Genomic DNA, 25,085 nt, shown 5'->3' on the forward strand with positions numbered 1-25,085 from the left:
CATTCTGGCGCATGGGATCCATTGCAGCGAGGCGGGTTTTGGTACTTCGGCGACGCGAAATGACGGCGAGCGAACTGCCGCTCGAACAGCAAAGCGCGCTCCGCTTTATTCTCGGCGCGGCACGGCGGCGGTTCTGGTCGCATATCGTGGTGCTGCTGTCCGTCATGGTTGCGGTGGGCTGTTCGATCGGCTCGCAATATGCCGTCAAGAACATGGTCAATGTGCTGGCGGCGCACCGGGTCGATGAGGTTTGGCTGGCGTTCGGGCTGCTGGCGGGGTTGATCGCGGCGGATAATCTGGCCTGGCGGGTCGGCGGCTGGGTCGCGGCGCGGGCGTTCGTGGTGGTGACCGGCGACATCCGGCGGCGGCTGTTCAACCATATGCTCGGCCATTCCCACGGGTATTTCGCCGAGCGGCGGCCCGGGATGCTGGCGGGGCGGATTTCCGCGACCGGCAATGCGGTGTTCCGGATCGAGAGCCTGACCTTCTGGAACGTGCTGCCGCCATTATTCGCGGTGTTCGGTGCGATGCTGCTGCTGATTTCGGTCAATGCCGTGATGGGGCTTGCCGTGGTGGTGGTGGCGCTGGTGCTGGGGGTGATCCTGAAGCGGTTGGCCGAAGGTGGCGAGGCGCTGCACAAGGATTATGCGGTCAAGGCCGCATCGGTCGATGGCGAACTGGTCGATGTGATCAATAACGTGGGCGTGGTGCGGGCGTTCGGGGCGCTGCGGCGCGAGCGGCGGCGATTTGCCGGGCGGGTGGGCCATGAGATGGACGCGCGGCAGGAGAGTCTGCGCTACCTCGAAAAACTGCGGATCTTTCATGCGGTGTGCACCGCCGGCCTGACCTCGGCCCTGCTCGCCTGGACGCTGCATTTATGGGTGCTGGGGCGGGTTTCGCCCGGCGATGTCGTGCTGGTGACGACGCTGGGCTTTACGGTGTTGCACGGCACGCGCGATCTGGCGGTGGCGTTGGTCGAGATGGTGCAGGATTTCGCCCGGCTGACCGATGCGCTGAAGGCGCTGCTGGTGGCGCATGACATGGTCGATGATCCGGATGCGCCGCCGCTCGATGTGCGGCGCGGGGCGATCAGTTTTCGGCATATCGAATTCGCCTATCCGGACAGCGACGTGCTGCTGCGGGATTTTTCGCTCGACATCCAGCCGGGCGAGAAGATCGGGCTGGTCGGGCGTTCCGGCTCGGGCAAGACCACGCTGCTGGCGTTGCTGCAACGCCAGTTCGACCTGCCGGAAGGGCAGATTTTAATCGATGGCGAGGATATTTCGACCCGCACCCAGGCCAGCCTGGCCGGGGCGATTGCCGTGGTGTCGCAGGATGTGCAGTTGTTTCACCGCTCGGTGCTGGAGAATATCCGCTATGGCAAGCCATCCGCCACGGATTCCGAGGTGCGCGCGGCGGCGGAGGCGGCGGAGTGCATGGGGTTCATTCGCAAATTGCCGGACCGGTTCGACACGATGGTCGGCGAGCGGGGAATGAAATTATCGGGTGGGCAGCGCCAGCGGATTGCGATCGCGCGGGCGTTTCTATGCGATTCGCCGATTTTGCTGCTGGATGAGGCGACCTCGGCGCTGGATTCGGAATCCGAGAAATCGGTGCAGGAGGCGCTGGCCCGGCTGTCGCACGGGCGGACGGTGATTGCCGTGGCGCACCGGCTATCGACGGTGAAGGATTTCGACCGGATCGTGGTGATGGAGCAGGGCCGGATTGTCGATCAGGGCGCGCCGGATGCGCTGGCGGCGCGGCCGGGGCCGTATCGGGATCTGCTGGCGCATCAGGGGATGCAACTGGTCTGAGCGAGGCCGAACGCCGGCTACTGTGATGTGAAATCGCCGCCGCCGCTGGCATGCGGAGGCGGCGATTTACATTGTCATCGGGTTGGCATCACGCTGGATCAGGCGGCGGTCTGATGCTCCGGGAAATCGGCCGAGAGCGTCAGATCCTGCCATTTTTCGAGCTCGGCGCCGAGCGTTGCGACGTGTTTGCGCGCGAGGTCGAGTGCCGGGCGGCCGAGCACCAGGTGCAGCGGCGGTTCGGCGGCTTCGACGGCGGCGATCATGGCCTCGGCGCCGCGGCGCGGATCGCCGGGTTGTTTGCCGCTGCGGGCGGCGGTTTCACGGCGGCGGACGCCGGCGGTTTCGGCGTAATCCGCGATCTGGGTGGCGGATTGCACGATCGATCGGCCGGCCCAGTCGGTCCGGAACGGGCCCGGCTCGACGATGGTGACCTTGATGCCTAGGGGTTTGCCCTCGATCGCGAGGGATTGCGACAGGCCTTCGACCGCGAATTTGGTGGCGTGGTAGTAGCCGGTGGCACCGAAGCTGACGAGGCCGCCGATCGAGGAGATATTCACGATATGGCCGCTCTTGTGCTTGCGCATGCCGGGCAGCACCGCCTTGGTCATGGCGATGAGGCCGAACACGTTGGTTTCGAACAAAGCGCGGACCGCCTGATCCTCGCCCTCCTCGATCGCGGCGAGGTAGCCGTAGCCGGCGTTGTTCACGAGCACGTCGATCCGGCCGAATTTGGCTTCGGCCGCGGCCACGGCGGCATCGACATCGGCTTGTTTGGTGACGTCGAGTTGCAGTTTGAGCAGGTTGCTCTGGCGCTGGCCGCCCAGATCATCGAGGCTTTTCAGGTTGCGGGCGGTGGCGATGACACGGCCGCCGCGTTCGAGCACCGCCTCGGTCAGTTCGCGGCCAAAGCCGGTCGAACAGCCGGTGATGAACCAGATTTTTGTGGACTCCGTCATGCGAGGTCTCCTTTTCGAGCAGATCGTTACGGGCCATCATGTCATGAGCCGGCCCGGCGTGCGCAAGGGGCGCGCGGGCTGAGCGATGCGGATGCCGGGTCACGCGTGCGCCACGCCGATGTAATTCACTGAAAGATTGCGCGATTCCCGGAACCCGCCGCCCCGCAGCGACGGCACCAGGCCCGCCATGTCGCCCATGCGCAGGCCGGCGTTGCGGCACATGATCGATAATTCGCCGGGCGTGATGAAGCGCGCCCAGGAATGCGTGCCGACCGGCAGCAGGCGGAGCAGGTGTTCCGCACCCAGCTTGGCGATGGCGAAGGATTGCGGTGTGCGGTTCAGCGTGGACAGGAAGAGCAAGCCGCCGGGTGTGAGCAGGCGGGCGAGGCTCGCGAGAAACGCCTGCGGATCGGGGACGTGTTCGATCACTTCGAGCGCGGTGACGATGGGAAAGCGCGCACCCTCGTTGATCAGATCGTCGGTTTCAGCGGCGCGGTAGGCGATGGTCAGACCTTGGCCGGACGCATGCGCGCGGGCGGCGGCGATGGCTTCGCCGGCGGCATCGATGCCGGTGACGCGGCAACCGGCACGGGTCAGGCTTTCGGCGAGCAGGCCGGCGCCGCAGCCGACATCGAGCAGATCGATCGGATCATCGCCGAAGCGCGCGCGGATTCGCTGCATGATCCAGGCGGTACGTGCGGGGTTCATGGCGTGCAACGATCGCATCGGGCCGGTCTTGTCCCACCAGCGTGCCGCCAGCGCGTCGAATTTATCGACTTCGCGCCGATCGGCGGTTCCTTGTCGTTCCGTGATGATCATGCCGCCTCGCATTGCCCTTCGCCGCCCCGCCCGGTATGGGGACGCGGAGTTTATGTGAGCCCGGCGGGGCAAACCGGCAAGCGCTCCGCCCAAAGTCAACCAAAATACCCACGGCAACGAACGGATTGTTATGGCGCGTATCGTGATGAAATTCGGCGGCACATCGGTCGCCGATCTGGACCGGATTCGCAACGTGGCGTCCCGCGTCAAGCGCATGGTCGATGCCGGGCATGAGGTTGCGGTGGTAACCTCGGCGATGGCGGGTGCCACCAATCAGCTGGTCGCGTGGTGCCAGGAATTATCCCCGCTGTACGATGCGCGCGAATACGACACGGTGGTGGCGACCGGCGAGCAGGTAACGGTCGGGTTGCTCGCGATCGCGTTGCAGACGCTGGGGGTCGAGGCACGGTCGTGGACCGGTTGGCAGGTGCCGGTGGCGACCGATGGGCAGCACGGCAAGGCGCGGATCAACTCGATCGACGGTGCGGAGCTGATCAGGCGGATGCAGGCGGGCCAGGTGCCGGTGATTGCCGGGTTTCAGGGCATCGGGCCGGACAAGCGGATCACGACGCTGGGGCGCGGCGGGTCCGATACCTCGGCCGTCGCGGTGGCGGCGGCGATCGGGGCGGACCGGTGTGATATTTATACCGATGTCGATGGTGTTTACACCACCGATCCGCGGATCGTGCGCAAGGCACGCAAACTTGCGGCGATCACCTATGAGGAGATGTTGGAGCTCGCCTCGGTTGGTGCCAAGGTGTTGCAGACGCGTTCCGTCGAACTCGCTATGAAGGAGCGGGTTCGGGTGCAGGTGTTGTCCAGTTTTTCCGAGGAGCCGGGAACCCTGGTCGTTGATGAGGATGAAATCGTGGAACAGGAAATCGTCGCCGGCATCGCCTATTCGCGGGACGAGGCCAAGGTTACCATCCGCCGCGTGCCGGACCGGCCGGGGGTGGCGGCCGCCGTGTTCGGGCCGCTGGCCGAGGCGAGCATCAATGTCGATATGATCGTGCAGAACGTGTCCGAAGACGGCACCACCGACATGACGTTCACGCTGAACAAGACCGAATTGCCGCGCGCGCGCGCCGTGCTGGAATCGATGCACCCCGAAATTCAGTACGCCGATCTTTCGATCGATGCGGATGTTGCCAAGATATCGGTCGTCGGCGTCGGCATGCGCAGCCATGCGGGCGTCGCGGGCACGATGTTTCGCGCACTCGCCGGACGGGGGATCAATATACTGGTGATCTCGACCAGCGAGATCAAAGTGAGCGTGTTGATTGCGGCGGAATATACCGAACTCGCGGTGCGCGCCTTGCACACCGCCTACGGATTGGATGTTGCCTGATGAATGCACTCGATCATCTGTGGGCGCGCGGCTGCGACTTCCTGGGCACCAAGACCGCCATTATGGGCGGGGCGATGAGCTGGGTGAGCGAGCGGCACCTGGTTTCGGCGATTTCCAATGCCGGCGGGTTTGGCGTGATCGCCTGCGGTTCGATGAACCCGGCCCTGCTGGATGCCGAGATCAGCGCGACCAAGGCGCTGACCGGCAAGCCGTTCGGCGTCAATCTGATCACGATGCATCCGCAGTTGCTCGAACTGATCGAGGTTTGCATCCGCCATGAGATCGGCCATGTCGTGCTGGCGGGCGGCGTGCCTTCGGGCGCCGCGGTGCGGGCGGTGCGCGACAGCGGAGCGAAGCTGGTGTGTTTTGCGCCGGCGCTGGTGCTGGCCAAGCGGCTGATCAAATCCGGCGCCGATGCGCTGGTGATCGAAGGGTCCGAAGCGGGCGGGCATATCGGGCCGGTGTCGTTGACGGTGCTGGCGCAGGAGATTCTGCCAGTGATCCGCGAGGTGCCGGTGTTCGTGGCCGGCGGGATCGGGCGCGGCGAGGCGATTCTGGCATTTCTGGAAATGGGCGCCTCGGGCGTGCAGCTCGGCACACGGTTTGCCGCCGCGACCGAGAGCATTGCGCATGAAAAGTTCAAGGCCGCGTTCGTGCGGGCGAATGCGCGCGATGCGGTGCCTTCGGTGCAGCTGGACGCGCTGTTTCCGGTGATTCCGGTGCGCGGCCTGGCGAACGAGGGGACGCGCAATTTCCTCGCACACCAGGCGGCGACGCTGAAACGGTTTCAGTCCGGCGAATTGACCAAGGAGGCGGCACAGCTTTCGATCGAGCATTTCTGGGCGGGCGCGCTGCGCCGCGCGGTGATCGATGGCGATGTCGAGCAGGGATCGGTGATGGCGGGGCAGTCGGTCGGGATGGTCACCGCGATCCAGCCGGTGGCGGCGATCATTGCGGAACTGATCGGTCAGGCCGAGGCCGCGCACGCCGCGCGTCAGGCACAGGTGCCACGCACGGATGCTCGAAGCCACGCCGCCTGATCCTGCCCTGCCGGAGTCGGGCGCCGAGCCGTTCGCGGCCGCGCGCCGGCTGTTCGCGAAACTGCGCGAGCGGCTCAGCGGCGGCAATTCCAGCCTGGCGGAACTCGCCGAACTGATCGCGAGCGAACTGGAGGTCGAGGTCTGCTCGATCTATGTCGCGCGGCCGGGCGAAATGCTGGAGCTCGCCGCCACCTATGGGCTGCGGATCGGCGCGGTCGGGCGGACGCGGTTGCGGGTGGGCGAAGGCATCATCGGGCTGGCGGCGGCCAAGGGCGAGTTGATGAACCTGCCGGATGCGCAGAATCATCCTGAATTCGCCTACCGGCCGGAAACCGGCGAGGATCGCTACGCCTCGATGCTGGCGGTGCCGATCCGCCGCGCCGGGCGCACGCTGGGCGTGATCGCGGTGCAGAATATCGAACCACGGCAATATGATACGTTCGAGGCCGAGACGATTTCGACCATCGCCATGCTGCTGGGTGAGATATTGTCGGCCCAGGGCGCGGGCAATATCGCGCCGACCGGGCTGGGTGATTCGCTCTCGCGCCGGTATGCTGGGCATCCGCTGGCGCCGGGCATCGTGCGGGGCAGCGCTTTGCCGTTCGGCCGCTCAACCGGGCCGCGCCATGTGCTGGCCGATGATCCGGCGGCCGAGATCGCGCGGCTCGAACAGGCGATGACCGAGGCGGAGCAGAGCCTCGATACGCTGATGGCGGATCATCTGCCGCAGGGCCACGCGACGCGCGAGGTGCTCGATGCGTATCGGTTAATCTCGCAGGGCACCGGCTGGCTGGAGCGGGTGCGGAGCGCGATCAACGATGGCTTGACCGCCGAGGCCGCGGTCGATCAGGTGGGGTCGGAATTGCGGCGGCGGATGCGCAAGATCGCCGATCCGTATCTGCGTGAGCGGTTGGCCGATGTCGAGGATATGATCGAGCGGATGCTGACCGCGCTGGGCGCGGGCACCGCCAAGCCCGATGATGCGAGCGGCATGATCCTGATCGTGCGGCGGCTGGGGCCGGCGGAATTGCTCGATTGGCATCGGCGCGGGATCGCGGGGGTGGCGATCGAGGAGGCCAGTTCCGGCGGCCATGCGGCGATTCTGGCGCGTGCGCTGGATATTCCGGCTCTCGCGGTCGAGGCCGGCGCCACCGAGGCGGCGCAGCAGGGCGACGCCGTGCTGCTCGATGCGGAATCCGGCGCGCTGATCCTGCGACCGGACCCTGAAGTGACCGCCTTGTATGAGCGTGCGCTTGCCGCCCGCTCTTCGCGCGCGGCGGAGCTCAGCGTGTATCGGGACCGCCCGGCCGCCACGCTGGACGGCACCCGGCTGACGCTGATGCTCAATGTTGGCCTCGCGTTCGAACTCGATCAGCTGGCGCGCACCGGCGCCCAGGGGATCGGGCTGTATCGTACTGAAATTGCGGCTCTTGCTGCCGCCCGTGTGCCCGGGGTGGCCGCGCAGGCGGCGGATTACCGGCGCGTGATCGAGCGCGCGGCGGGGCAGCGGGTGGTGTTTCGCACGCTCGATCTGGGCGCCGACAAGATGCTGCCGGGCGAAGCCGATGACGCGGTGGAAAATCCGGCGATGGGCTGGCGCTCGCTGCGGGTCGGGCTCGATCGGCCGGCGATTTTGCGTAAGCAATTGCGCGCCCTGTTGATGGGGGCCGCTGGACACCGGCTTTCGATCATGTTTCCGATGGTGGCGACGGTCGCTGAATTCCGCGCGGCGCGCGACCTGCTGGAAGCCGAAGCCGCCAAGCTGGCTGACAAGCCGACCGAGATCGAGGTCGGTACCATGCTCGAGGTGCCGGCGCTGCTGTTTCAATTGCCCGGATTGCTGGCCGAGGCGGATTTCATATCGCTCGGCACCAACGACCTGATGCAGTTTTTATTCGCCGCCGATCGTGGCACACCGAAGCTGGCCGGGCGCTACGATGTGCTGTCGGCACCGGTGCTCGAACTGATCGAAGGGCTGGCCGCGGCGTGCGCCGAGGAGGAGGTCGGGTTTTCGATCTGCGGCGAGGCGGCGGGTCGGCCGCTCGATGCGTTGGTGTTCGCGGCCATCGGGGTTAACACGCTGTCGATGTCGGGAACCGCCATCCTGCCGGTCAAGGCGCTGCTGGCGGCGGCCGATCTGGGTGCGATGCGGCCGGTGCTGCGGGAATTGCGCCGCGCCGGTGCTGCGGGCGGCTCGCTGCGCGATCCGTTGACCGCCTGGGCGCGCGAGCATGGTTTGCCGATCTGAGCGGATCGGGGTAAACATTTGATCCGATTGGCGTTGGCAGCGCAGCGCCGCAGACGATGTCATACGGCTTACGGATGATTTCTGCGATGAATAATATGAACGGCAACCGCGACACCGACATGACGATCCCCGAATATCAGGCTTCCGGTCTGAGCGGCCCGGCCAAGGTTGGCTCGGAACTGCGCGGCGTGCGTGAGCGGTTGGGCTGGAAATTGCCGGATCTGGCGGCGCGGCTGAAAATCCGACTGCCGTTTCTCGAAGCGATCGAGGCGGGCGACCTCGCTGCCCTGCCCGCGCCGGCCTATGCTGCGGGGTTTATCCGCTCTTACGCCGAGACGATGGGGTTGGACCCTGATGAAATTCTCCGGCGGTTTCGCGCCGAGGGCATGACCAAGCCGAAACAGCCGCATCTGACGTTTCCCGAACCGGTGCCCGACCGCGCGGTGCCACCGGGTGCGGTGGTGTTTCTGGTCGCGGTGATTGGTATCGGCGCTTATTTCCTGTGGTATCGTCATTCCGAGCATGAGCTGAAAATGGCGCAGATGGTGCCGGCAATTCCGGCCAAGCTGGCACCGCTGGCGGTGCCGAAGCAGCCTGCGCCGGTGGCCAAGCCGGTGAGTAAGCCGAATGCCGCCGCAGCATCTGAAACCGTGACACCGAGCCCGTCACCGGCGGGCGGCACGGTGAGCAGCGTCGGGACCACGACGACAACGCCTGATACGGCGGTGACCACGGCCGGCGGCAATGGATCGGCTGCTACCAATTCCATGCCATCGCCCGCGGGAACCGCGGCAGCGGTCGCCGGGGCGCAACCGGCGGCGACGGGTCCTGGCAATGCTGGGGCGACGCCTCCTGCTTCGGCCGCACCCGCGGGCGCTGTGCCGCCCGCCGCTTCCACAGCATCGAATCAGACCCAGGCCAGCCCGCTGGTGATCAGTGCCACCGCCGATAGCTGGGTGCAGGTGCAGGGGCCGACCGGCACGATCCTGTTCAGCCGCGTGCTCAAGGCCGGCGAGACCTGGCCGGTGCCCGACGAGCCGGGCCTGACGCTGACCACCGGCAATGCCGGCGGCACCGTGCTGATCCATAACGGCGTGAGCGGCAGCCCGCTCGGCAATGCGGGGTCGGTGATGCGCAAAGTGCCGCTGACGCCAGCCGCCGCCGCACCAACATCATCGACATCGAGCACCCCGACACCCGCCGGGGCCTCACAACCGACGCCACAAGTGCCGAAACCGGCGCCATAACCGCGAGACACAGTCATGAATTACCGCGAATACCAGATGATCACCCGCCGCAAATCCCGCCAGATCAGTGTCGGATCGGTCAAGGTGGGGGGCGATGCGCCGGTTTCGGTGCAGACCATGACCAACACGCTGACCGATGACGTGGCGGCGACCGTGGCGCAGATCCACCGCGCCGAACGCGCCGGGGTCGATATCGTGCGGGTGTCCTGCCCGGATGAAGCCAGCACGGCGGCGCTGGCGGATATCGTCCGCCAGGTGAATGTGCCGATCGTGGCGGACATCCATTTTCACTACAAACGCGCGATCGAGGCCGCCAAGGCGGGCGCCGCGTGCCTGCGGATCAACCCCGGCAATATCGGCAGTGCCGAGCGCGTGCGCGAGGTGGTGACAGCGGCGCGGGATTATGGCTGCTCGATCCGCATCGGCGTCAATGCGGGGTCGCTGGAGCGCCATCTGCTCGAAAAATATGGCGAGCCGAACCCCGAAGCCCTGGTGGAATCGGCGCTCGAACATGCGAAGATCCTGCAGGACCATGATTTTCACGAATTCAAGATCAGCGTGAAAGCATCCGATGTGTTCATGGCGGTGGCGGCGTATCAGCAGCTCGCCGATGTGTGCGATCACCCGTTGCATATCGGCATCACCGAAGCCGGCGGGCGGCGCACCGGCACGGTGAAATCCTCGATCGGGCTAGGGTCGCTGCTCTGGGCCGGCATCGGCGATACCATGCGGGTCTCGCTTTCGGCGGAGCCCGAGGAAGAGGTGCTGGTCGGCTGGGATATTCTGAAATCGCTCGGCATCCGGCATCGCGGCGTGCGGATCATTTCCTGCCCGTCCTGCGCGCGGCAGGGGTTCAACGTGATCGATACCGTCGCCAAGCTGGAAGACCGGCTGGCCCATATCGAAACGCCGATCACGCTTTCGATTATCGGCTGCGTGGTGAACGGGCCGGGCGAGGCGCTGATGACCGACCTCGGCGTGACCGGCGGCGGCAACGGCCGGCACATGGTCTATGCGGCCGGCAAGACCGATCACACGATCGAAGGTGATGCGATGATCGATCACGTGGTCGGGCTGGTCGAGACGCGGGCGGCGAAATTGCAGGCTGAGGCGGCTCTCGCGAAGGAGGCGGCGCAGCAGGCTGCGGAATAGCCGAGGGATGGTGTCGCGCGATAGATCGAGGATGTCGTCGGCTTTCCGGGCGTGACTACGCTGCCGCACAGGTCATGAATTCTGGACGCGCATCCCAGGGTTTGTGAAGCGAGCGCCTTTGCAGACCGTCGTGGACCCGTATTCGCCGGCAGGCTGAACGGTACAGGTTCGGCTGATCCATGCCGCTGCTGTTCAAAGGCGATGAATTCCGGCAAACGGACCAGATTCCCGACCTTTGAAGGATCACTTGCCTTGACCAAACTGCAACCCGTGCGTGGCACCCAGGACCTGATCGGTGAGGACCAGCGCCGTCATGCGCATGTGGTGGCGACCGCGCGGCGGATTGCAGCACTTTATGGCTGCGCCGAATGGTCCACCCCGATTTTCGAGGCGACGGCGGTGTTCTCGCGCAATCTCGGCGAGACGTCGGATGTGGTGACCAAGGAGATGTACACGTTCGACGATCGCGGCGGCGACAGCATCACCTTGCGCCCGGAAGGCACCGCGGGGGTCTGCCGCGCGCTGGTCTCGAACGGGCTGACGCAGACGCTGCCGCAAAAGATTTTCTACACCGGCCCGATGTTTCGCTACGAGCGTCCCCAGAAGGGGCGGTACCGGCAGTTTCATCAGATCGGGCTCGAGATCATTGGCGCCGCCGAACCGCTGGCGGATGCCGAGGCGATTGCCTGTGGCTGGCAGATTTTGCGCGAACTCGGCATTACCGAGAGCGTCACGCTCAATATCAACACGCTCGGCGACCGCGAGAGCCGCGATGCCTATCGCACCGCGCTGGTCGATTACCTGTCGCGCTACGAGGCGGACCTATCGGCGGACAGCCGGGTCCGCCTTGTCAAGAATCCGCTGCGGATCCTTGATTCCAAGGATGCCGGCGACATCAGGCTGCTGGCCGACGCGCCGATGATTTATCAGCACCTCAACGCGACCTCGGCCGCCTTCTATGAGGGGTTGAAGACCACCCTCACCCGGCTCGGTCTCGATTTCATCGAAAACCCGCGGATCGTGCGCGGCTTTGACTATTACAATCATACCGCATTCGAATTCGTCAGCACCGGCCTGGGTGCGCAGGGCACCGTGCTCGGCGGCGGGCGCTATGACGGGTTGGTCGAGCAGATGGGCGGCCCCTCGACGCCGGGTATCGGTTGGGGCGCGGGCGTCGAACGCCTGGCCATGCTGCTCGCCGCGACGCCGGCGGTTGAACGCATGGTGGCGATCATTCCGCTCAGCGAGGGCGAGCAGGGTGTTGCGATCGATCTGCTGAACCGGTTGCGCGGCGCGGCTATCGCGGCCGATCTGGCCTATCGCGGCAACCTCAAGCGCCGCCTCGACCGGGCCAACAAAATCAATGCGAACCACGCCGTGCTGATCGGCGCGGATGAGCTTGCGCGCGGTGCCATAACCCTCAAGTCGCTCGATGACGGCAGCCAGCGCGAGGTCGCCATCGCGGATCTGATTTCAGCACTGCGATGAACCTTGCGGACAAACTCGACCGCATCGTCGATCGCGCCGCCGAGTTGCGGGCGATGCTGTCATCGGGGCTGGATGGGGAGCGGTTCGTCGCCGCATCGCGCGAGCTGGCCGAGATCGAGACGATCGAGGCGCAGGTGATCGAGTTTCGCGCCGCCCAGCGGGCGCAGGCCGAGGCGGAGGCGGCGCGGGCGGACCCCGAGTTGCGCGATCTGGCCGATGCCGAGCTGGAAGGTTTGCGCGAGAGCTTGCCCAGACTGGAACGCGAGATCACGCTCTCGTTGCTGCCGCGCGACGAGGCCGATGCGCGCTCGGGCATTCTGGAAATTCGCCCGGCCGCCGGCGGGGACGAGGCGGGATTGTTCGCCGCCCAGTTGTTCGGCGCCTACAAGCGCTATGCCGATGCGAAGGGCTGGCGCTTCGAGATCATGGATTATGCGGAAACCGAACTGGGCGGGTTGAAGGAAGGCATCGCCGAAATCACCGGCCGGTCGGTGTTCGCGCGGCTGAAATACGAGAGCGGCGTGCACCGGGTGCAGCGGGTGCCGACCACCGAGACGCAGGGGCGCATCCATACCTCGACGGTCACGGTCGCGGTGCTGCCGGAGGCGGAGGAGGTCGATGTCGAGGTCAACGAGGGGGATTTGCGGATCGATGTGTATCGGGCTTCGGGCGCGGGCGGGCAGCATGTCAACAAGACCGAATCCGCCGTGCGAATCACGCATGTTCCCACCGGCATCGTCGTGGCGATGCAGGAGGAGCGCAGCCAGCACAAGAACCGCGCCAAGGCGATGAAAATTCTGCGCGCGCGGCTCTATGAGCAATCGCGTGCCAGCCTGGCGGCCGATCGCGCGGCGGACCGGAAATCGCAGGTCGGCACCGGTGATCGATCGGAGCGCATCCGGACCTATAATTTCCCGCAGGGCCGCGTCACCGATCATCGGATCAATCTGACGCTGCACAAGATCGATCGGGTGATGCTGGGCGAGTTCGACGAGATCATCGACGCCCTGACCGAGGAAGACCAGGCGGCACGGCTGGCGGCGCTCGCCTGATCGGATGGCGGTCGTCGCGACGCACGAAGCTTTAACGGCGATCGCGGCGATTCTCGCGGCGGGCGGCATCGAGGAGCCGCGCCGGGAAGCGCGGCTGATTCTGGCGCACGCGATCGGGTGTGATCCTTCATCGCTGTTCAGCCGTGAAACCGTCATGAGTGATGCGGCACTGGCGCTGGCGCGGCGCCGGGCGACGCGCGAGCCTCTGGCCTATATCACTGGGCACCGCGAGTTCTGGAGCCTGGAGTTGGCGGTGTCACCCGCCACGCTGATCCCCCGGCCGGACAGTGAAACCCTGATCGAGGCAGCGCTGCATCATCGGCCGGATCGGGCGCGGGTTCGCACCGTGCTCGATCTCGGCACCGGCACCGGCGCGCTGCTGCTGGCCGCGCTGAGCGCCTTCGACGGCGCGTTCGGGATCGGGACCGACCGGATCGCCGCGGCAACCGCCCTCGCCCGCGCCAATGCGCGGCACCTGGGGTTCGGCGCGCGCTGCGGCTTCCTGGTCGCGGATTGGACCGCGCCGCTGGCCGGGTCGTTCGATCTGATCCTGTCGAACCCGCCCTATATCCCCTCACCCGCGCTTGCCGGGCTGATGCCCGATGTCGCCCGGTTCGAGCCGGTTTCAGCGCTGGATGGCGGGGTGGACGGGTTCGATGCCTATCGGTGCATCATTGCGGACCTGCCGCGGCTGCTGGCCCCGGCGGGGATTGCTATCATCGAGGCCGGCATCGGGCAGGCGGCGGGAATTGCGGGCCTCGCGGCGGCGGCCGGACTTGCCGCGGTCAGTCACGCCGACCTTGCTGGCGTGCCCCGCGCCATCGTCATGTCAGCACCGGAGGGAGTGCGTGAAAAAACCATTTGGTGAATCTCGCGAATCAGACTATCTAGCCCGTGCATTCTTTGATACCCGGATAAATGCCATTCGGGTTGGTGGTCATACAGCCGAACATTAACGGTTGTGGTGCAATATCACCGGATCGAGCGTGTATGAACGATCTCGTAATGATCAATCACTTTATCTCTCGGGTTAGCGGATTTGGCGCGCTCATGAACGCTCGACATAGGTTCGAACGCTGGGGGCGCGGCAGGACGCACTGCAACAGGATGACGGAAGTTCGATGAATATCAAACGTATGCGCGGGCGCAACAACCGGAATAACGGCGGTGGCGGCGGCGGTAATTTTCGGAGCTATCAGAGCGGCACACCGCTCAATCGGAACCATGTGTTTGACAGTTCCGGCCCGGAGCAGCGGGTGCGCGGCACGGCGCAGCAGCTGTATGACAAATACCAGCAGATGGGTCGCGATGCGTCGAGCAGCGGCGATCGCGTGCTTGCGGAAGCCTATTATCAACATGCCGAGCATTATTTCCGCATCATCACCGCGATGAACCAGGCCCAGGGCAACCAGGGCGGCCAGCAGCATAATCAGAACAACCAGCAGAACGGCCATGCCAACGGCCGGCGCGATGACAATCAGCGCGACGAGTCTCAGAACGAGGGTGAATACAACGATCAGGCCAACGGCCTGGGCGATCAACCGCAGGTCGAGCCGCGCGAAATCCCGATCAGCGTCGCACCGCCGGAAGGCTGAGCGCTACTCCCGCGCCAGGATCCGGTCGTTGACGAAGCGGGCGATCCGGCGTGGCAGGGATTTGGCGCTGCGCGCATCGAACGCGCGCCGCAGGGCGATCTCGTCGTAATCCTCGGCCACCCAGTTCAGAAACGGTTTGCGCTCCTCGCCCGCGCGCTCGTATTCATCGAGAAACGCATCGAGGATGCCGGTGTTTGATTGGCGGATATGGCCGAACCGCCAGCTCAACTGCGCGCGCGCCGCCGCCACCGTGCCGCCTTCGATCAGGACGAACAGCGCTGAGCCGATCCCGGCACGATCGGCGCCGGATTTGCAATGGACCAGTGCCGGGCGCTGCATCGTGCGGAAAATATCGGCGATCCGTAAAATCCGGTCCCGCTGCGGCGCACCGCGCGATTCCAGCGCCATGTCGTAGAAATCGAGCCCGAGCCGGCGGGCCGCGTCGCGCGACAACGCATCCGAACCGTTGCGGCATTCGCCCCGCAAATTGACGAGTGTGCGCAGCCCGACGGTGCGGGTGAATTTTTCCAGCTGAAACGGCACCGGGTGGTTCGAGCGGTACAATGCCCCTGCCTTCACCGCGGCGAAATTGGTCCAGCCGAGGCGGAGCACGGCGTGATCGACGAACAGCGCATCAAGCCATGCGTTGCGCCGTCCGGCCCTGGTTGCGATGTCACCGCGATAGATCGTGTCCATAAAATCCTGTTTAGCAGGACTGCGGCTCTGATAATATCCAGCCATGCGAATCGGCTGGCCGATGGTTATCGTGGTGCTCGGTCTCAGTGGCTGCGGCACATCGCCGCCGCGCACCGGCATTAACGCGTACGGGCAGCGCACCAACCTTTCCTGCGTGCCCTATGCCCGCGCGGTTTCCGGTATTGCGCTGACCGGCAATGCCTGGACCTGGTGGCACGAGGCCGCCGGCCGCTATACGCGCAGCCACGCACCGGCGGTGGGTGCCGTGCTGGTGCTGCGCCGGCATGGCTCGATGGATGAAGGGCATTTGGCCGTGGTGACGCATATTGTGGCATCCCGCGAAATCACCGTGACCCAGGCGAACTGGCTGCCGGGGCGGATCGAGCATGGGCAACCGGTGTTCGATGTCTCGCCGCGCAACGACTGGACGCTGGTGAGGGTGTGGTATCCGCCGACGCGGGCGCTGGGCATCACCGAGTATCCGGCGGATGGGTTTATCCTGCCCACCGCGCCGCAGAACGTCGCCCGGCTGGAACCCACGCTTGCCGCACGCTAAGACCCTGCAATGATCAGAAACGCCCTTACGGTCGGCGCCTGGACGCTGGGCAGCCGCGTGCTCGGCTTCGCGCGCGATATCCTGATCGCGGCGCTGCTCGGCGCGGGGCCGGCGGCCGACGCGTTTTTCGTGGCCCTGCGGCTGCCCAATCTGTTCCGGCGGCTGTTCGGTGAAGGTGCGTTCAGCGCTGCCTTCATCCCCGCCTATACCGCGACACTGAGCCATGAAGGCGAAGCGCCGGCGCGGCGACTGGCCGAGGATATCACGGCAATCATGGTGGTGTTTCTGTTCGTGCTGATGGCGCTGGGCATGATCTTCATGCCAGCGGTGCTCGATGCGCTGGCACCGGGATTTCGTGCGGAGCCTGCGAAATTCGCGCTGGCGGTGCATTTGTCGCGGATCACCTTTCCCTATCTGTGGCTGATCTGCCTGTGTGCGCTGTTCGCCGGCGTGCTGAACGCGCGGGGCCATTTCGCCGCCGCTTCCGCCGCACCGATCCTGTTCAATGTGTCGATCATCGGAGCCTTGTTCATTCTACACGGCAATGGCGAGCGCGTGCCCGAAGCCCTGGCCTATGGCGTGGTGATTTCGGGCATCGTGCAATTCGCGATGCTCGGGCGCGCCCTGGTGAAGGCCGGCACGCCGCTGCGCCTGCGCATGCCGCGCCTGACGCCGGGTGCGGTCACCGTGCTGCGCCGCCTCGGGCCGGGGTTGATCGGTGCGGGTGTCACGCAGCTTAATCTGACGGTCGATACCATCATCGCTTCGCTGCTGCCGAACGGTACCGTCTCGGTGCTGTACTACGCCGACCGGGTCAATCAACTGCCGCTCGGCGTGATCGGTGCGGCGCTCGGCACCGTGTTGCTGCCTAGCCTGTCGCGGCATTTTCGGCGCAACGAGACGCTGCAAGCCCAGGGGGCGCTCAATCGGGCGCTCGAATTCGCCCTGCTGCTGACCCTGCCGGGTGCTGCCGCACTCGGGGCGATCGGCCTGCCGATCATGCGCACCTTGTTCGCGCATGGTGCGTTTTCCGATGCCGATGCCGCCCGCAGCGCGGCAGCCCTGGCGGCCTATGCGTTCGGCCTGCCCGCCTTCGTGTTGGTCAAGCTGTTCGCACCCGGCTTTTTCGCGCGCGGTGATACGAGAACGCCGGTGAAAATTGGCCTCGCCGCCGTCGCGCTCAATCTGGCGCTCAACCTGATGCTGATGCACCCGTTGCAGCAGGTGGGAATCGCGCTGTCGACCAGCATTGCGGCCTGGTTCAATGTCGCGATGCTCGCCCTGCTGCTGCGCCGGCACGGCGGCTTCGCGCCGGATCGGCGACTGGTCGGGCGCGTCATCCGCATTGTGATCGCCAGCGCGGCGATGGCGATCATGCTGGTCACACTGCGCGCCACACCGCTGATGCACCTGCCGGGCAGCCTCGCGCTGATCGGTCTGATCGGCCTGGGCATCGGCGGATTCGGCGTGATCGGGCTGGGGATCGGGGCGTTTCGCGTGGCCGAAGTGCGGGGCTTGTTGCGGCGGCCGGCGAAGGGGGCTGCGGCGCTGGATGGTGTTAAAGGTTGAAAGGGCGAGTCAGTTAAGGACGGGCTTCTTTTTTGTAAAAAAGAAGCAAAAAACTTTTTGACTCTGGGGCATGGGCGGTTGAAGCGGCACGGGCTCAAATTAACAAAGTTTTGTTTGCTTCTTTTTTGTTCACAAATAAGAAGAACCTTTACCCCAGCAACCTCGCTTTCCTTCGGCCGATCCCCTGCTTGACCCCGCCGCACAACACAGCCGATACAGGCGCATGGCACGCATTTTCTCGGGCATTCAGCCCACCGGCATCGCGCATTTGGGCAATTATCTCGGCGCCATCCAGAACTGGGTGGCGCTGCAGGAGGGCAATGAGGGCATTTATTGCCTGGTCGATCTGCACGCGATCACGGTGTGGCAGGACCCGCATGCCTTGCGCGCGCAAACCCGCACCAACGCGGCCCTGCTGATGGCCTGCGGCATTGATCCGTCCCGCAGCATTCTGTTTCATCAATCGGCCGTGCACGCGCACGCGCGATTGGCGTGGATTTTCAACTGCGTCGCACGGTTCGGCTGGCTCAACCGGATGACCCAGTTCAAGGACAAGGCCGGCAAGGATCGCGAGGCGGTTTCGACCGGCCTGTTTGTCTATCCCAACCTGATGGCGGCCGATATTCTTGCCTATCACGCCACCGAAGTGCCGGTGGGCGACGATCAGAGCCAGCATCTGGAACTGGCCAACGACATCGCGCAGAAATTCAATCACGATTATGAGACCGAGTTTTTCCCGGTCATCCACCCGCGCATCATCGGCGGCACCGCGCGGATCATGAGCCTGCGCGATGGCGCTAAAAAAATGTCGAAATCCGACACGTCGGACCAAAGCCGGATCAACCTGACCGACGACAACGACACGATCGCGCAGAAAATCCGCCGGGCCAAAACCGATCCCGCCGATCTGCCGGATCATCCCGAAAAGCTCGAAGGCCGGCCGGAAGCGCGCAATCTGGTTGGTATTTTCGCGGCCCTTGCCGATATCACCCAAGCCGAGGTGCTGCGCCTGCATGGCAATCAGGGGTTCGGGCATTTGAAGGAACAACTGACCGCACTCGTGGTTGAAAAACTAACCCCGATTCGCGAGGAAACCAACCGGCTGGCGGCCGACCCCACGCATATCGATACGATTTTGCAACAGGGCGCGGCCCGTGCCGCCGCAATCGCCAACCCGATCGTCGCGGAGGCTGAACGCCTGGTCGGCATGTTGCCGGCCGCATGAAGGTCGTTGCAGCGGCGCTGCTGATTGTCGCCTGCCTCATCGCCGGCAAGGCCGAGGCGAAGGCCGCCGACTATGGCGGAACGCTGCGGCTGATTACCACCGCCGGATCGGGCTCGTTTGATCCGCAGATCAACTATACCGAGCGCTACTGGGAGATTTTCCAGGCCATGTACGACGGCCTGGTCACTTTCGCGAAGACCAGCGGGCCGGGATCGCTGGTGATCGTGCCGGATCTCGCGACCGAGGTGCCGAAACCAACTGACGACGGCAAGACCTACGTGTTTCATCTGCGCCGCGGGATAAAATTCTCGAACGGCGAACCCGTTACGGTCCAGGCGGTGGCTCATAGTATTCGCCGCCTGTTCAAGGTGAACAATCCCAACGCCGGCACCTGGTACGACGTGATCGTGGGCGGGCGCACCTGCAACGCCCATCCGCGCCATTGCACCCTGCCGGGCGTGGTGATCGATGCCGCGAGCAACACCGTCACGATTCATCTGCGCCATCCGGATTCCGAGTTTCTCGATCAGTTGGCCGTGCCGTTCGGCGCGATCCTGCCGGCAGACACGCCCGATCACGACATGGGCACGCAGCCGATTCCCGGCACCGGCAGCTATATGGTCAAATCCTACGATCCGTCCGGCGGCATCGTGATGGTGCGCAATCCGCATTTTCATCAATGGAGCGCGCAGGCGCAGCCAAAAGGCTACCCGAACGAGATTGACTACAAATTCGGCCTATCGGCGGAATCGCAGGTCACCGCGGTTGAAAACAATCAGTACGATTGGATGTTCGAAGACGTGCCGGCCGACCGGCTGAACGAGATTGCGACCAAATACACCACACAGGTCCATATCAATCCGCTCAACTGGTTCTATTACGCGCCGATGAACGTGAATATTGCGCCGTTCAACAACAAGGATGCACGTCTGGCCGTGGAATATGCGGTGAACCGGGAATCGATGGTCAAATTGTTCGGCGGCAATGCCCTGGCCAAGCCCGATTGCCAGATTCTGCCGCCTGAAATGCCGGGTTATCAGCCCTATTGCCCGTATACCGAACATCCCGGCCCCACATGGTCGGCCCCGAACTGGACCCTGGCCCGTGCCTACATGAAGAAATCCGGTATGATCGGCCAGCACGTGACCGTGATCACCGAAGTGCAATCGCCGTTTCGCCAGATCGGGATTTATTTGCAGGATGTGCTGAACCGGCTTGGGTTCGTCGCCGATGTCAAACCGCTCTCGTCGAATATCGAATTCAATTACATCCAGAACACCAACAACAAGGTGCAGATTTCTGTGACCGACTGGGCCCAGGATTATCCGGCCGCATCGGATTTTCTGAATGTGCTGTTCTCCTGTAATTCGTTTCGGAAAGGCTCGGATAATTCGATCAATATTTCGGGATTCTGTGAACCCGCGATCGATGCGGAGATGGCGCATGCCGAAACTTTGTCGCTGCTGCACCCGAATCAGGCCAACGCCATCTGGTCGCATGTCGATCATCAGATCACACGGCGGGCTTTGGTGGTCAGCCTGTTTTCGGTCGCGAAACTCGATTTCACGGCGGCCACGCTGAAGAATTTCATGTTCAGCGGCGAATACATGTTTCTGCCCCAGCTTGCGGTGGTCAAATGAGCGAGGTGAGCGCAACGGAACGCGATATCGCACCGCCGGCGCCGGGGTATTGGGCAATGGCCGGCCGCAAGCTGCTGCGCGACCGGGCGGCGATGATTTCACTGGCCGTGCTTGTTATCATCGCGCTGCTGTGCGCGGCCGCTCCCTGGTATGCCGCGCATATTGCGCACACCAATCCGTTCCGCTCGAATTTGTCCGGCACGGTGATGCGCCATGGCAAACCGGTCGAGGTGCTGGGTGCGGCGAACAACCCGCTGCATCTCGGCATCGAGCCGATCGGGCCGTCGTGGCGGCTCGGTCCCTATATGCTGGGTGCTGATCAACAGGGGCGCGATGTCGCGGCCCGGCTGCTCTATGGCGGTGGCAATTCTCTGATCATTTCCTTCGCCGCCGCCGCCGTCTGCCTGGTTCTGGCGGCGATTACCGGGATTCTGGCAGGGTTTTTCGGCGGCTGGGTGGATCGCGTCATTTCCTGGCTGCTCGATGCGCTCTGGGCGTTTCCGGTATTCCTGTTGGCCATTTCGCTCTCGGTGGTGCTGATCGCGCATGGGATCGATCTTGGCCTGTTCAGGCTCGATGCGTCGAGCCTTGCGCTGCCGATCACGATCATTGGCGTCATCTACGTGCCCTATGTGGCGCGGCCGGTGCGTGGCCTGGTGATGGGTTTGCGCCAGAGCGACTATGTGCTCGCCGCCATCGGCATCGGCGCGCCGGCTTGGCGGATCTTGTGGTTCGATATTCTGCCGAACGTGATTTCAGCACTGGTGGTGTTCGCGCCGCTGATCATCGCCCTCGATCTGCTAACCGAAGCGGCGCTGTCGTTCCTGTCGATCGGGGTGCAACCGCCGGCGGCAAGCTGGGGCACGATTATTCATGACGGCGAGAGCCTGATCTATACCCGCCCGATGGTCGCGATCGCGCCGGGGCTTGCCATTGTCATCACGGTCCTGGCGCTGAACATTCTGGGCGATGGCCTGCGCGATGCGTTGGACCCGCGCGCGAAACTGCGGAACTAGAGGCATGGCAAGCACCATCATTCGCCGGCTGGTTCATATGGTTGCCGTGCTGTTCGGCATTTCCGTCCTGGTGTTCCTGATTTTTTTCGCAACCCCCGGCGCCAATCCGGCCGAGCGCATCGCCGGCAAGAACGCCTCGCCGCAGACCGTCGCACGGGTGGAGCGGCAATTCGGCCTCAACCGGCCGCTGCCAATTCAATACGCTCTCATGATGAAAAAAATTTTTATCACCCGCAATCTTACCTCCTACGTGAACCTTGGTGAAAAAGTCGTGCCGCAGGTGTTCAAGGCGGCACCGATCACTTTATCGTTGGTGGCGGGCGCGGCAATCATTTGGATTGTCGTGGCCATCGCGATCGGGGCCGTGGCGGCGGCGTTTCGCAATAGCTGGATCGACCGGTTATTGATGGTGCTTTCGTTGATCGGCATTTCCATGCCGGTGTTCTGGGTCGGCACAATGGCCAATCTGTTCACCCAGGGCATCTGGCATCATACGTGGCTATTTTCCTGGGTGCCACCGCTCGGCTATGTCGATTTTTCGAAATCGCCCGTGCTGTGGTTCAAATCACTGCTGATCCCGTGGATCACGCTCGCTATACTCTACATCGGCCTTTATGCCCGCGTGCTGCGCGCCGCCCTGATCGAAACCATGCAGGAAGATTTCATCCGCACTGCCCGCGCCAAGGGATTATCCGAACGCCAGGTGCTGCTGCGCCACGCGCTGCGCTGCTCGCTGGTGAGCGTAGTGACGCTGTTCGGCCTCGATTTCGGCGTGCTGGTCGGCGGCGGCGCGCTGTTGACCGAGGTGGTGTTCGGGCTGCAAGGCGTCGGGTATCTGACCTATCAGGCCCTGGAGACTTTGGATTTGCCGATGATCATGGCGACGGTGATCTATGCCTCCGTGTTCGTCGTCGTCTCGAACGCGGTGGTCGATATTGTTTACGCGGCGTTCGACCCGCGCATGCGGTTGCGCCGATGAACCCTTTACTGGAGATTGTGGATCTGGCTGTCAGTTTCCGCACGAGCAATGGTTTGATCCGCGCGGTCGATGGGGTTTCGTTCAGCATCGCCGAGCGGGAAATTCTCGGCATCGTCGGTGAATCGGGCTCGGGCAAAAGCCTCACCGTGCTTGCCATTCTCGACCTGATCGGCGACCCCAACGCCGTTGTTACCGGGTCGATCCGATTTCGCGGCATCGAACTGATCGGGCAGAAGCCCGAAACCCTGCGCCGGTTGCGCGGCGGCGCCATCGCGATGATTTTCCAGGACCCGATGACAGCGCTGACCCCGGTGTTTACCATCGGCGCGCAGATCAGCGAACAGATCCGCATCCATACCGATTTGTCACGCCATGCGGCACAGGCACGCGCGGTGGAGCTGCTCGATGCGGTGGGGCTGCCCGATCCGCACCGCGCCGCCGCGCGCTATCCGCAGGAATTGTCCGGCGGGCAACGCCAGCGCGCCGTGATCGCCATGGCGCTGTCATGCAACCCCGCCTTGCTGCTGGCCGATGAACCGACCACCGCGCTCGACGTGACGGTGCAGGCACAGATTCTCGAACTGATCCGCAAATTGCGGGATGATTTCAATTCCGCGGTCATTCTGATCACCCATAATCTGGGCGTCGTCGCCGAAACCGCCGATCGCGTCGCGGTGATGTATTCAGGGCGCATCGTCGAAACCGCCGACACCGGCGCGCTGTTTGCCGACCCGCACCACCCCTACACCTGGGGCCTGCTGGGCTCGATGCCGGCGCTCGATGGCATCCGCCGCCCGCGCCTGACCACCATTCCCGGTCTACCGCCGGCGCTCGACCGCCGGCCGCAAGGCTGCGCCTTCTCGCCGCGCTGCGGCTTCGTGCGGCCGGAATGCCTGCCCGCGCCACCGTGTTTGACTGGCACCATGCACCAGGCCGCCTGCGTGATCGCCGATCATGAACGCGCCGCCGCGCGCAATCAGGTGTTGGCGGCATGAGCACGCCCTTGCTGACGATCGACCGGCTGAGCAAAACCTACACCACCGGCAGCGGCCTGACGCGGGCGGGCAAATCGCTGATCCGCGCCGTCGATGACGTGTCTTTCACGATAGCGGATGGCGAGACGCTCGGCCTGGTGGGCGAATCCGGCTGCGGCAAATCCACGCTCGGGCGTTGCGTCACCCGGTTACTCGATGTTTCGTCCGGGCGGATCACGCTGGCCGGCACCGACATCACCCGGCAACGCGGCGCTGCCCTGCGCGCCACCCGCGCCGATCTGCAAATGATCTTCCAGGACCCCTACGCGTCGCTCAACCCGCGCCGGCGGGTGCGCGATATCGTGGCCGAACCGCTGATCGTGCATCGGCGCGGCAACCGCGCCACCGTCAGCGATTCGGTACGGCGCCTGATCGCCGATGTCGGCCTGCGGCCGGAACATCTCGACCGGTTTCCCCACGAGTTTTCCGGCGGTCAGCGCCAGCGCGTCGGCATTGCGCGCGCGCTCGCGCTGGCCCCCAGGCTGATCGTCGCCGATGAACCGGTATCAGCGCTCGACGTTTCGGTGCAGGCGCAGATCATCAACCTGTTGACCGATCTCAAGCGCGATCGCGGCATCGCCATGCTGTTCATCGCGCATGATCTGGGCGTGGTGCGGCAAATCGCGGATCGGGTCGCGGTGATGTACCTCGGCCATATCGTGGAGATCGGCGCGACCGAACAAATCCTCGCGGCCGCAGCGCATCCCTACACCGAAGCGCTGATCTCCGCCGTGCCGGTGGCAGACCCGGCCCGCGCGAAACAACGCCACCGCATCGTCCTCGCCGGCGATCCGCCGAGCCCGGCCAACCCGCCCAGCGGCTGCCCGTTCCATCCGCGCTGCCGCTATGCCACCGATATTTGCAAAACCGCGATGCCGGCGCTGCGTGAAATGGCCGATGGACGGTCGGTTGCCTGTCACCATCCGGTGGGGATCGATCAGGCAGCGTAGCGGCGCGATCAGGTGTGCGGCGGCAGCGCGCCCGAGGAATAGGGCGGCAGCCAGAGCGGATAGCCGAACGTGATTCGCTCGCCCCATCGCTTGGGAACGATGGTTTGGGCCTGCGGCGACGGCGCACCGCCCGGTGCCCATTGCAACGGACCGACAAACATCCGCCGCAGCGCGATTGCCCGCACACCTTCGCCATCGGGCAGCAGCCGCATCTGGATGATATTGGTCATGGTTCCGCGAGCGTCGCGCAGTACTTCGTTTCCGAAATAGATATGCCCCCAACTTCCGCTCACACCCGGAAACTGCACCATCCTGCGCGTTCCGGTGGATCGCGATCACTGATTCCGTTTGATCGCGATCACGCAATCCGGTGGATCGCGATCATGGATTCCGTTTGATTGCGATCATCGATTCCGGTGATCGCGATCATTGGGATCGGCGCGGTGCTGGTGGGTCTCTGCTGACAGTCTTCAACTGAAGGTAGTCTTGATCTTTTGCCGAGGAGCAAGGGTTCGAGATGCCTGGAGAGAGATTGTCGATGCGGAAGATACGTGAGATTTTACGTCTGCGGCTGGAGCATGGTCTGGCGCAGCGTGCGATTGGGCAAAGCCTTGGGCTGAGCCAGGCTGCGATCAGTGAGTATTTGGGACGGGCGCGCATG

The 25,085-nt window shown here is 64.4% G+C and carries 22 protein-coding genes; 18 read left to right on the forward strand and 4 right to left on the reverse strand.

Annotated elements, in window-relative coordinates; genetic code table 11:
* Positions 1–59: 59 nt before the first annotated feature.
* Complete coding sequence (locus tag BW994_RS03920; protein WP_051657487.1) at positions 60–1,814, forward strand: ABC transporter ATP-binding protein; 1,755 nt, start codon at positions 60–62, stop codon at positions 1,812–1,814.
* 98 nt (positions 1,815–1,912) lie between these two features.
* Here BW994_RS03920 and BW994_RS03925 read toward each other — a convergent pair whose 3' ends face one another.
* Both BW994_RS03925 and ubiG read right to left on the reverse strand, forming a co-directional pair.
* Entirely contained in the window at positions 1,913–2,770 is an 858-nt protein-coding gene (locus BW994_RS03925; protein ID WP_029312802.1) for an oxidoreductase, read from the reverse strand.
* A gap of 99 nt (positions 2,771–2,869) precedes the next feature.
* Complete coding sequence (ubiG, locus tag BW994_RS03930; protein ID WP_245594173.1) at positions 2,870–3,589, reverse strand: bifunctional 2-polyprenyl-6-hydroxyphenol methylase/3-demethylubiquinol 3-O-methyltransferase UbiG; 720 nt, start codon at positions 3,587–3,589, stop codon at positions 2,870–2,872.
* 130 nt (positions 3,590–3,719) lie between these two features.
* Here ubiG and BW994_RS03935 point away from each other — a divergent pair, with 130 nt between their 5' ends.
* From BW994_RS03935 to BW994_RS03975, 9 genes are all read left to right on the forward strand, one after another.
* The gene (locus BW994_RS03935; RefSeq protein ID WP_029312800.1) at positions 3,720–4,937 is read left to right on the forward strand and encodes an aspartate kinase; all 1,218 of its coding nucleotides are present in this window, start codon (positions 3,720–3,722) and stop codon (positions 4,935–4,937) included.
* Positions 4,937–5,977, forward strand: coding sequence for an NAD(P)H-dependent flavin oxidoreductase (locus BW994_RS03940; RefSeq protein WP_029312799.1), 1,041 nt, complete (start codon positions 4,937–4,939; stop codon positions 5,975–5,977). The genes BW994_RS03935 and BW994_RS03940 overlap by 1 nt, the downstream gene beginning before the upstream one ends.
* Complete coding sequence (ptsP, locus tag BW994_RS03945) at positions 5,955–8,225, forward strand: phosphoenolpyruvate--protein phosphotransferase (RefSeq protein ID WP_051657486.1); 2,271 nt, start codon at positions 5,955–5,957, stop codon at positions 8,223–8,225. Before BW994_RS03940 ends, ptsP begins: the two co-directional genes overlap by 23 nt.
* Before the next feature lie 86 nt (positions 8,226–8,311).
* A complete protein-coding gene (locus BW994_RS03950; protein ID WP_029312797.1) occupies positions 8,312–9,472 on the forward strand; it encodes a helix-turn-helix domain-containing protein in 1,161 nt (386 codons plus the stop codon).
* 15 nt (positions 9,473–9,487) lie between these two features.
* A complete protein-coding gene (gene ispG / locus BW994_RS03955) occupies positions 9,488–10,624 on the forward strand; it encodes a flavodoxin-dependent (E)-4-hydroxy-3-methylbut-2-enyl-diphosphate synthase (protein WP_029312796.1) in 1,137 nt (378 codons plus the stop codon).
* 252 nt (positions 10,625–10,876) lie between these two features.
* Positions 10,877–12,112, forward strand: a complete 1,236-nt coding sequence (gene hisS, locus BW994_RS03960) for a histidine--tRNA ligase (RefSeq protein WP_029312795.1) — start codon at positions 10,877–10,879, stop codon at positions 12,110–12,112.
* Positions 12,109–13,164 (forward strand): peptide chain release factor 1, encoded by a 1,056-nt coding sequence (gene prfA, locus BW994_RS03965; RefSeq protein WP_029312794.1) that lies wholly within the window; start codon positions 12,109–12,111, stop codon positions 13,162–13,164. The genes hisS and prfA overlap by 4 nt, the downstream gene beginning before the upstream one ends.
* 4 nt (positions 13,165–13,168) lie before the next feature.
* Positions 13,169–14,032 (forward strand): peptide chain release factor N(5)-glutamine methyltransferase, encoded by an 864-nt coding sequence (gene prmC / locus BW994_RS03970; protein WP_029312793.1) that lies wholly within the window; start codon positions 13,169–13,171, stop codon positions 14,030–14,032.
* Between the two features lie 253 nt (positions 14,033–14,285).
* Positions 14,286–14,759, forward strand: coding sequence for a DUF4167 domain-containing protein (locus BW994_RS03975; RefSeq protein ID WP_029312792.1), 474 nt, complete (start codon positions 14,286–14,288; stop codon positions 14,757–14,759).
* Positions 14,760–14,762: 3 nt separating this feature from the next.
* On the opposite strand, the gene BW994_RS03980 is transcribed toward BW994_RS03975, so the two are convergent.
* Positions 14,763–15,455: a tyrosine-protein phosphatase gene (locus tag BW994_RS03980; RefSeq protein WP_081849156.1), complete on the reverse strand. Its 693-nt coding sequence runs from the start codon at positions 15,453–15,455 to the stop codon at positions 14,763–14,765.
* A 43-nt stretch (positions 15,456–15,498) separates the two neighbouring features.
* Here BW994_RS03980 and BW994_RS03985 point away from each other — a divergent pair, with 43 nt between their 5' ends.
* The 8 genes from BW994_RS03985 (at position 15,499) to BW994_RS04020 (ending at position 24,424) form a co-directional block, all read left to right on the forward strand.
* Complete coding sequence (locus BW994_RS03985) at positions 15,499–16,011, forward strand: CHAP domain-containing protein (RefSeq protein WP_029312790.1); 513 nt, start codon at positions 15,499–15,501, stop codon at positions 16,009–16,011.
* Positions 16,012–16,020: 9 nt separating this feature from the next.
* Positions 16,021–17,580 (forward strand): murein biosynthesis integral membrane protein MurJ, encoded by a 1,560-nt coding sequence (gene murJ, locus BW994_RS03990; RefSeq protein WP_029312789.1) that lies wholly within the window; start codon positions 16,021–16,023, stop codon positions 17,578–17,580.
* A gap of 223 nt (positions 17,581–17,803) precedes the next feature.
* Complete coding sequence (gene trpS, locus BW994_RS03995) at positions 17,804–18,805, forward strand: tryptophan--tRNA ligase (RefSeq protein ID WP_029312788.1); 1,002 nt, start codon at positions 17,804–17,806, stop codon at positions 18,803–18,805.
* The gene (locus BW994_RS04000; protein ID WP_029312787.1) at positions 18,802–20,445 is read left to right on the forward strand and encodes an ABC transporter substrate-binding protein; all 1,644 of its coding nucleotides are present in this window, start codon (positions 18,802–18,804) and stop codon (positions 20,443–20,445) included. Before trpS ends, BW994_RS04000 begins: the two co-directional genes overlap by 4 nt.
* Positions 20,442–21,461: an ABC transporter permease gene (locus BW994_RS04005; RefSeq protein WP_029312786.1), complete on the forward strand. Its 1,020-nt coding sequence runs from the start codon at positions 20,442–20,444 to the stop codon at positions 21,459–21,461. The genes BW994_RS04000 and BW994_RS04005 overlap by 4 nt, the downstream gene beginning before the upstream one ends.
* Before the next feature lie 4 nt (positions 21,462–21,465).
* The gene (locus BW994_RS04010) at positions 21,466–22,440 is read left to right on the forward strand and encodes an ABC transporter permease (protein ID WP_029312785.1); all 975 of its coding nucleotides are present in this window, start codon (positions 21,466–21,468) and stop codon (positions 22,438–22,440) included.
* Positions 22,437–23,435: an ABC transporter ATP-binding protein gene (locus BW994_RS04015; RefSeq protein WP_051657485.1), complete on the forward strand. Its 999-nt coding sequence runs from the start codon at positions 22,437–22,439 to the stop codon at positions 23,433–23,435. The genes BW994_RS04010 and BW994_RS04015 overlap by 4 nt, the downstream gene beginning before the upstream one ends.
* Positions 23,432–24,424 (forward strand): ABC transporter ATP-binding protein, encoded by a 993-nt coding sequence (locus BW994_RS04020; protein ID WP_029312783.1) that lies wholly within the window; start codon positions 23,432–23,434, stop codon positions 24,422–24,424. Before BW994_RS04015 ends, BW994_RS04020 begins: the two co-directional genes overlap by 4 nt.
* Before the next feature lie 8 nt (positions 24,425–24,432).
* Here BW994_RS04020 and BW994_RS04025 read toward each other — a convergent pair whose 3' ends face one another.
* Positions 24,433–24,654 (reverse strand): hypothetical protein, encoded by a 222-nt coding sequence (locus BW994_RS04025; protein WP_139333969.1) that lies wholly within the window; start codon positions 24,652–24,654, stop codon positions 24,433–24,435.
* Positions 24,655–25,085: the final 431 nt, after the last annotated feature.

This window comes from Acidiphilium rubrum, assembly GCF_900156265.1.
GTDB classification, from domain to species: Bacteria; Pseudomonadota; Alphaproteobacteria; order Acetobacterales; family Acetobacteraceae; genus Acidiphilium; species Acidiphilium rubrum.

Coding starts and splice junctions, on each gene's coding strand:
- BW994_RS03980 (WP_081849156.1), bottom strand. CDS start 15,455: ATGGACACGATCTATCGCGGTGACATCGCAACCAGGGCCGGACGGCGC.
- ubiG (WP_245594173.1), bottom strand. CDS start 3,589: ATGATCATCACGGAACGACAAGGAACCGCCGATCGGCGCGAAGTCGAT.
- BW994_RS04005 (WP_029312786.1), top strand. CDS start 20,442: ATGAGCGAGGTGAGCGCAACGGAACGCGATATCGCACCGCCGGCGCCG.
- BW994_RS03920 (WP_051657487.1), top strand. CDS start 60: ATGACGGCGAGCGAACTGCCGCTCGAACAGCAAAGCGCGCTCCGCTTT.
- BW994_RS04010 (WP_029312785.1), top strand. CDS start 21,466: ATGGCAAGCACCATCATTCGCCGGCTGGTTCATATGGTTGCCGTGCTG.
- ispG (WP_029312796.1), top strand. CDS start 9,488: ATGAATTACCGCGAATACCAGATGATCACCCGCCGCAAATCCCGCCAG.
- BW994_RS04025 (WP_139333969.1), bottom strand. CDS start 24,654: ATGACCAATATCATCCAGATGCGGCTGCTGCCCGATGGCGAAGGTGTG.
- BW994_RS04000 (WP_029312787.1), top strand. CDS start 18,802: ATGAAGGTCGTTGCAGCGGCGCTGCTGATTGTCGCCTGCCTCATCGCC.
- BW994_RS03950 (WP_029312797.1), top strand. CDS start 8,312: ATGAATAATATGAACGGCAACCGCGACACCGACATGACGATCCCCGAA.
- prfA (WP_029312794.1), top strand. CDS start 12,109: ATGAACCTTGCGGACAAACTCGACCGCATCGTCGATCGCGCCGCCGAG.
- BW994_RS04020 (WP_029312783.1), top strand. CDS start 23,432: ATGAGCACGCCCTTGCTGACGATCGACCGGCTGAGCAAAACCTACACC.
- BW994_RS03940 (WP_029312799.1), top strand. CDS start 4,937: ATGAATGCACTCGATCATCTGTGGGCGCGCGGCTGCGACTTCCTGGGC.
- BW994_RS04015 (WP_051657485.1), top strand. CDS start 22,437: ATGAACCCTTTACTGGAGATTGTGGATCTGGCTGTCAGTTTCCGCACG.
- BW994_RS03985 (WP_029312790.1), top strand. CDS start 15,499: ATGCGAATCGGCTGGCCGATGGTTATCGTGGTGCTCGGTCTCAGTGGC.
- BW994_RS03925 (WP_029312802.1), bottom strand. CDS start 2,770: ATGACGGAGTCCACAAAAATCTGGTTCATCACCGGCTGTTCGACCGGC.
- trpS (WP_029312788.1), top strand. CDS start 17,804: ATGGCACGCATTTTCTCGGGCATTCAGCCCACCGGCATCGCGCATTTG.
- BW994_RS03975 (WP_029312792.1), top strand. CDS start 14,286: ATGAATATCAAACGTATGCGCGGGCGCAACAACCGGAATAACGGCGGT.
- BW994_RS03935 (WP_029312800.1), top strand. CDS start 3,720: ATGGCGCGTATCGTGATGAAATTCGGCGGCACATCGGTCGCCGATCTG.
- prmC (WP_029312793.1), top strand. CDS start 13,169: ATGGCGGTCGTCGCGACGCACGAAGCTTTAACGGCGATCGCGGCGATT.
- ptsP (WP_051657486.1), top strand. CDS start 5,955: ATGCTCGAAGCCACGCCGCCTGATCCTGCCCTGCCGGAGTCGGGCGCC.
- murJ (WP_029312789.1), top strand. CDS start 16,021: ATGATCAGAAACGCCCTTACGGTCGGCGCCTGGACGCTGGGCAGCCGC.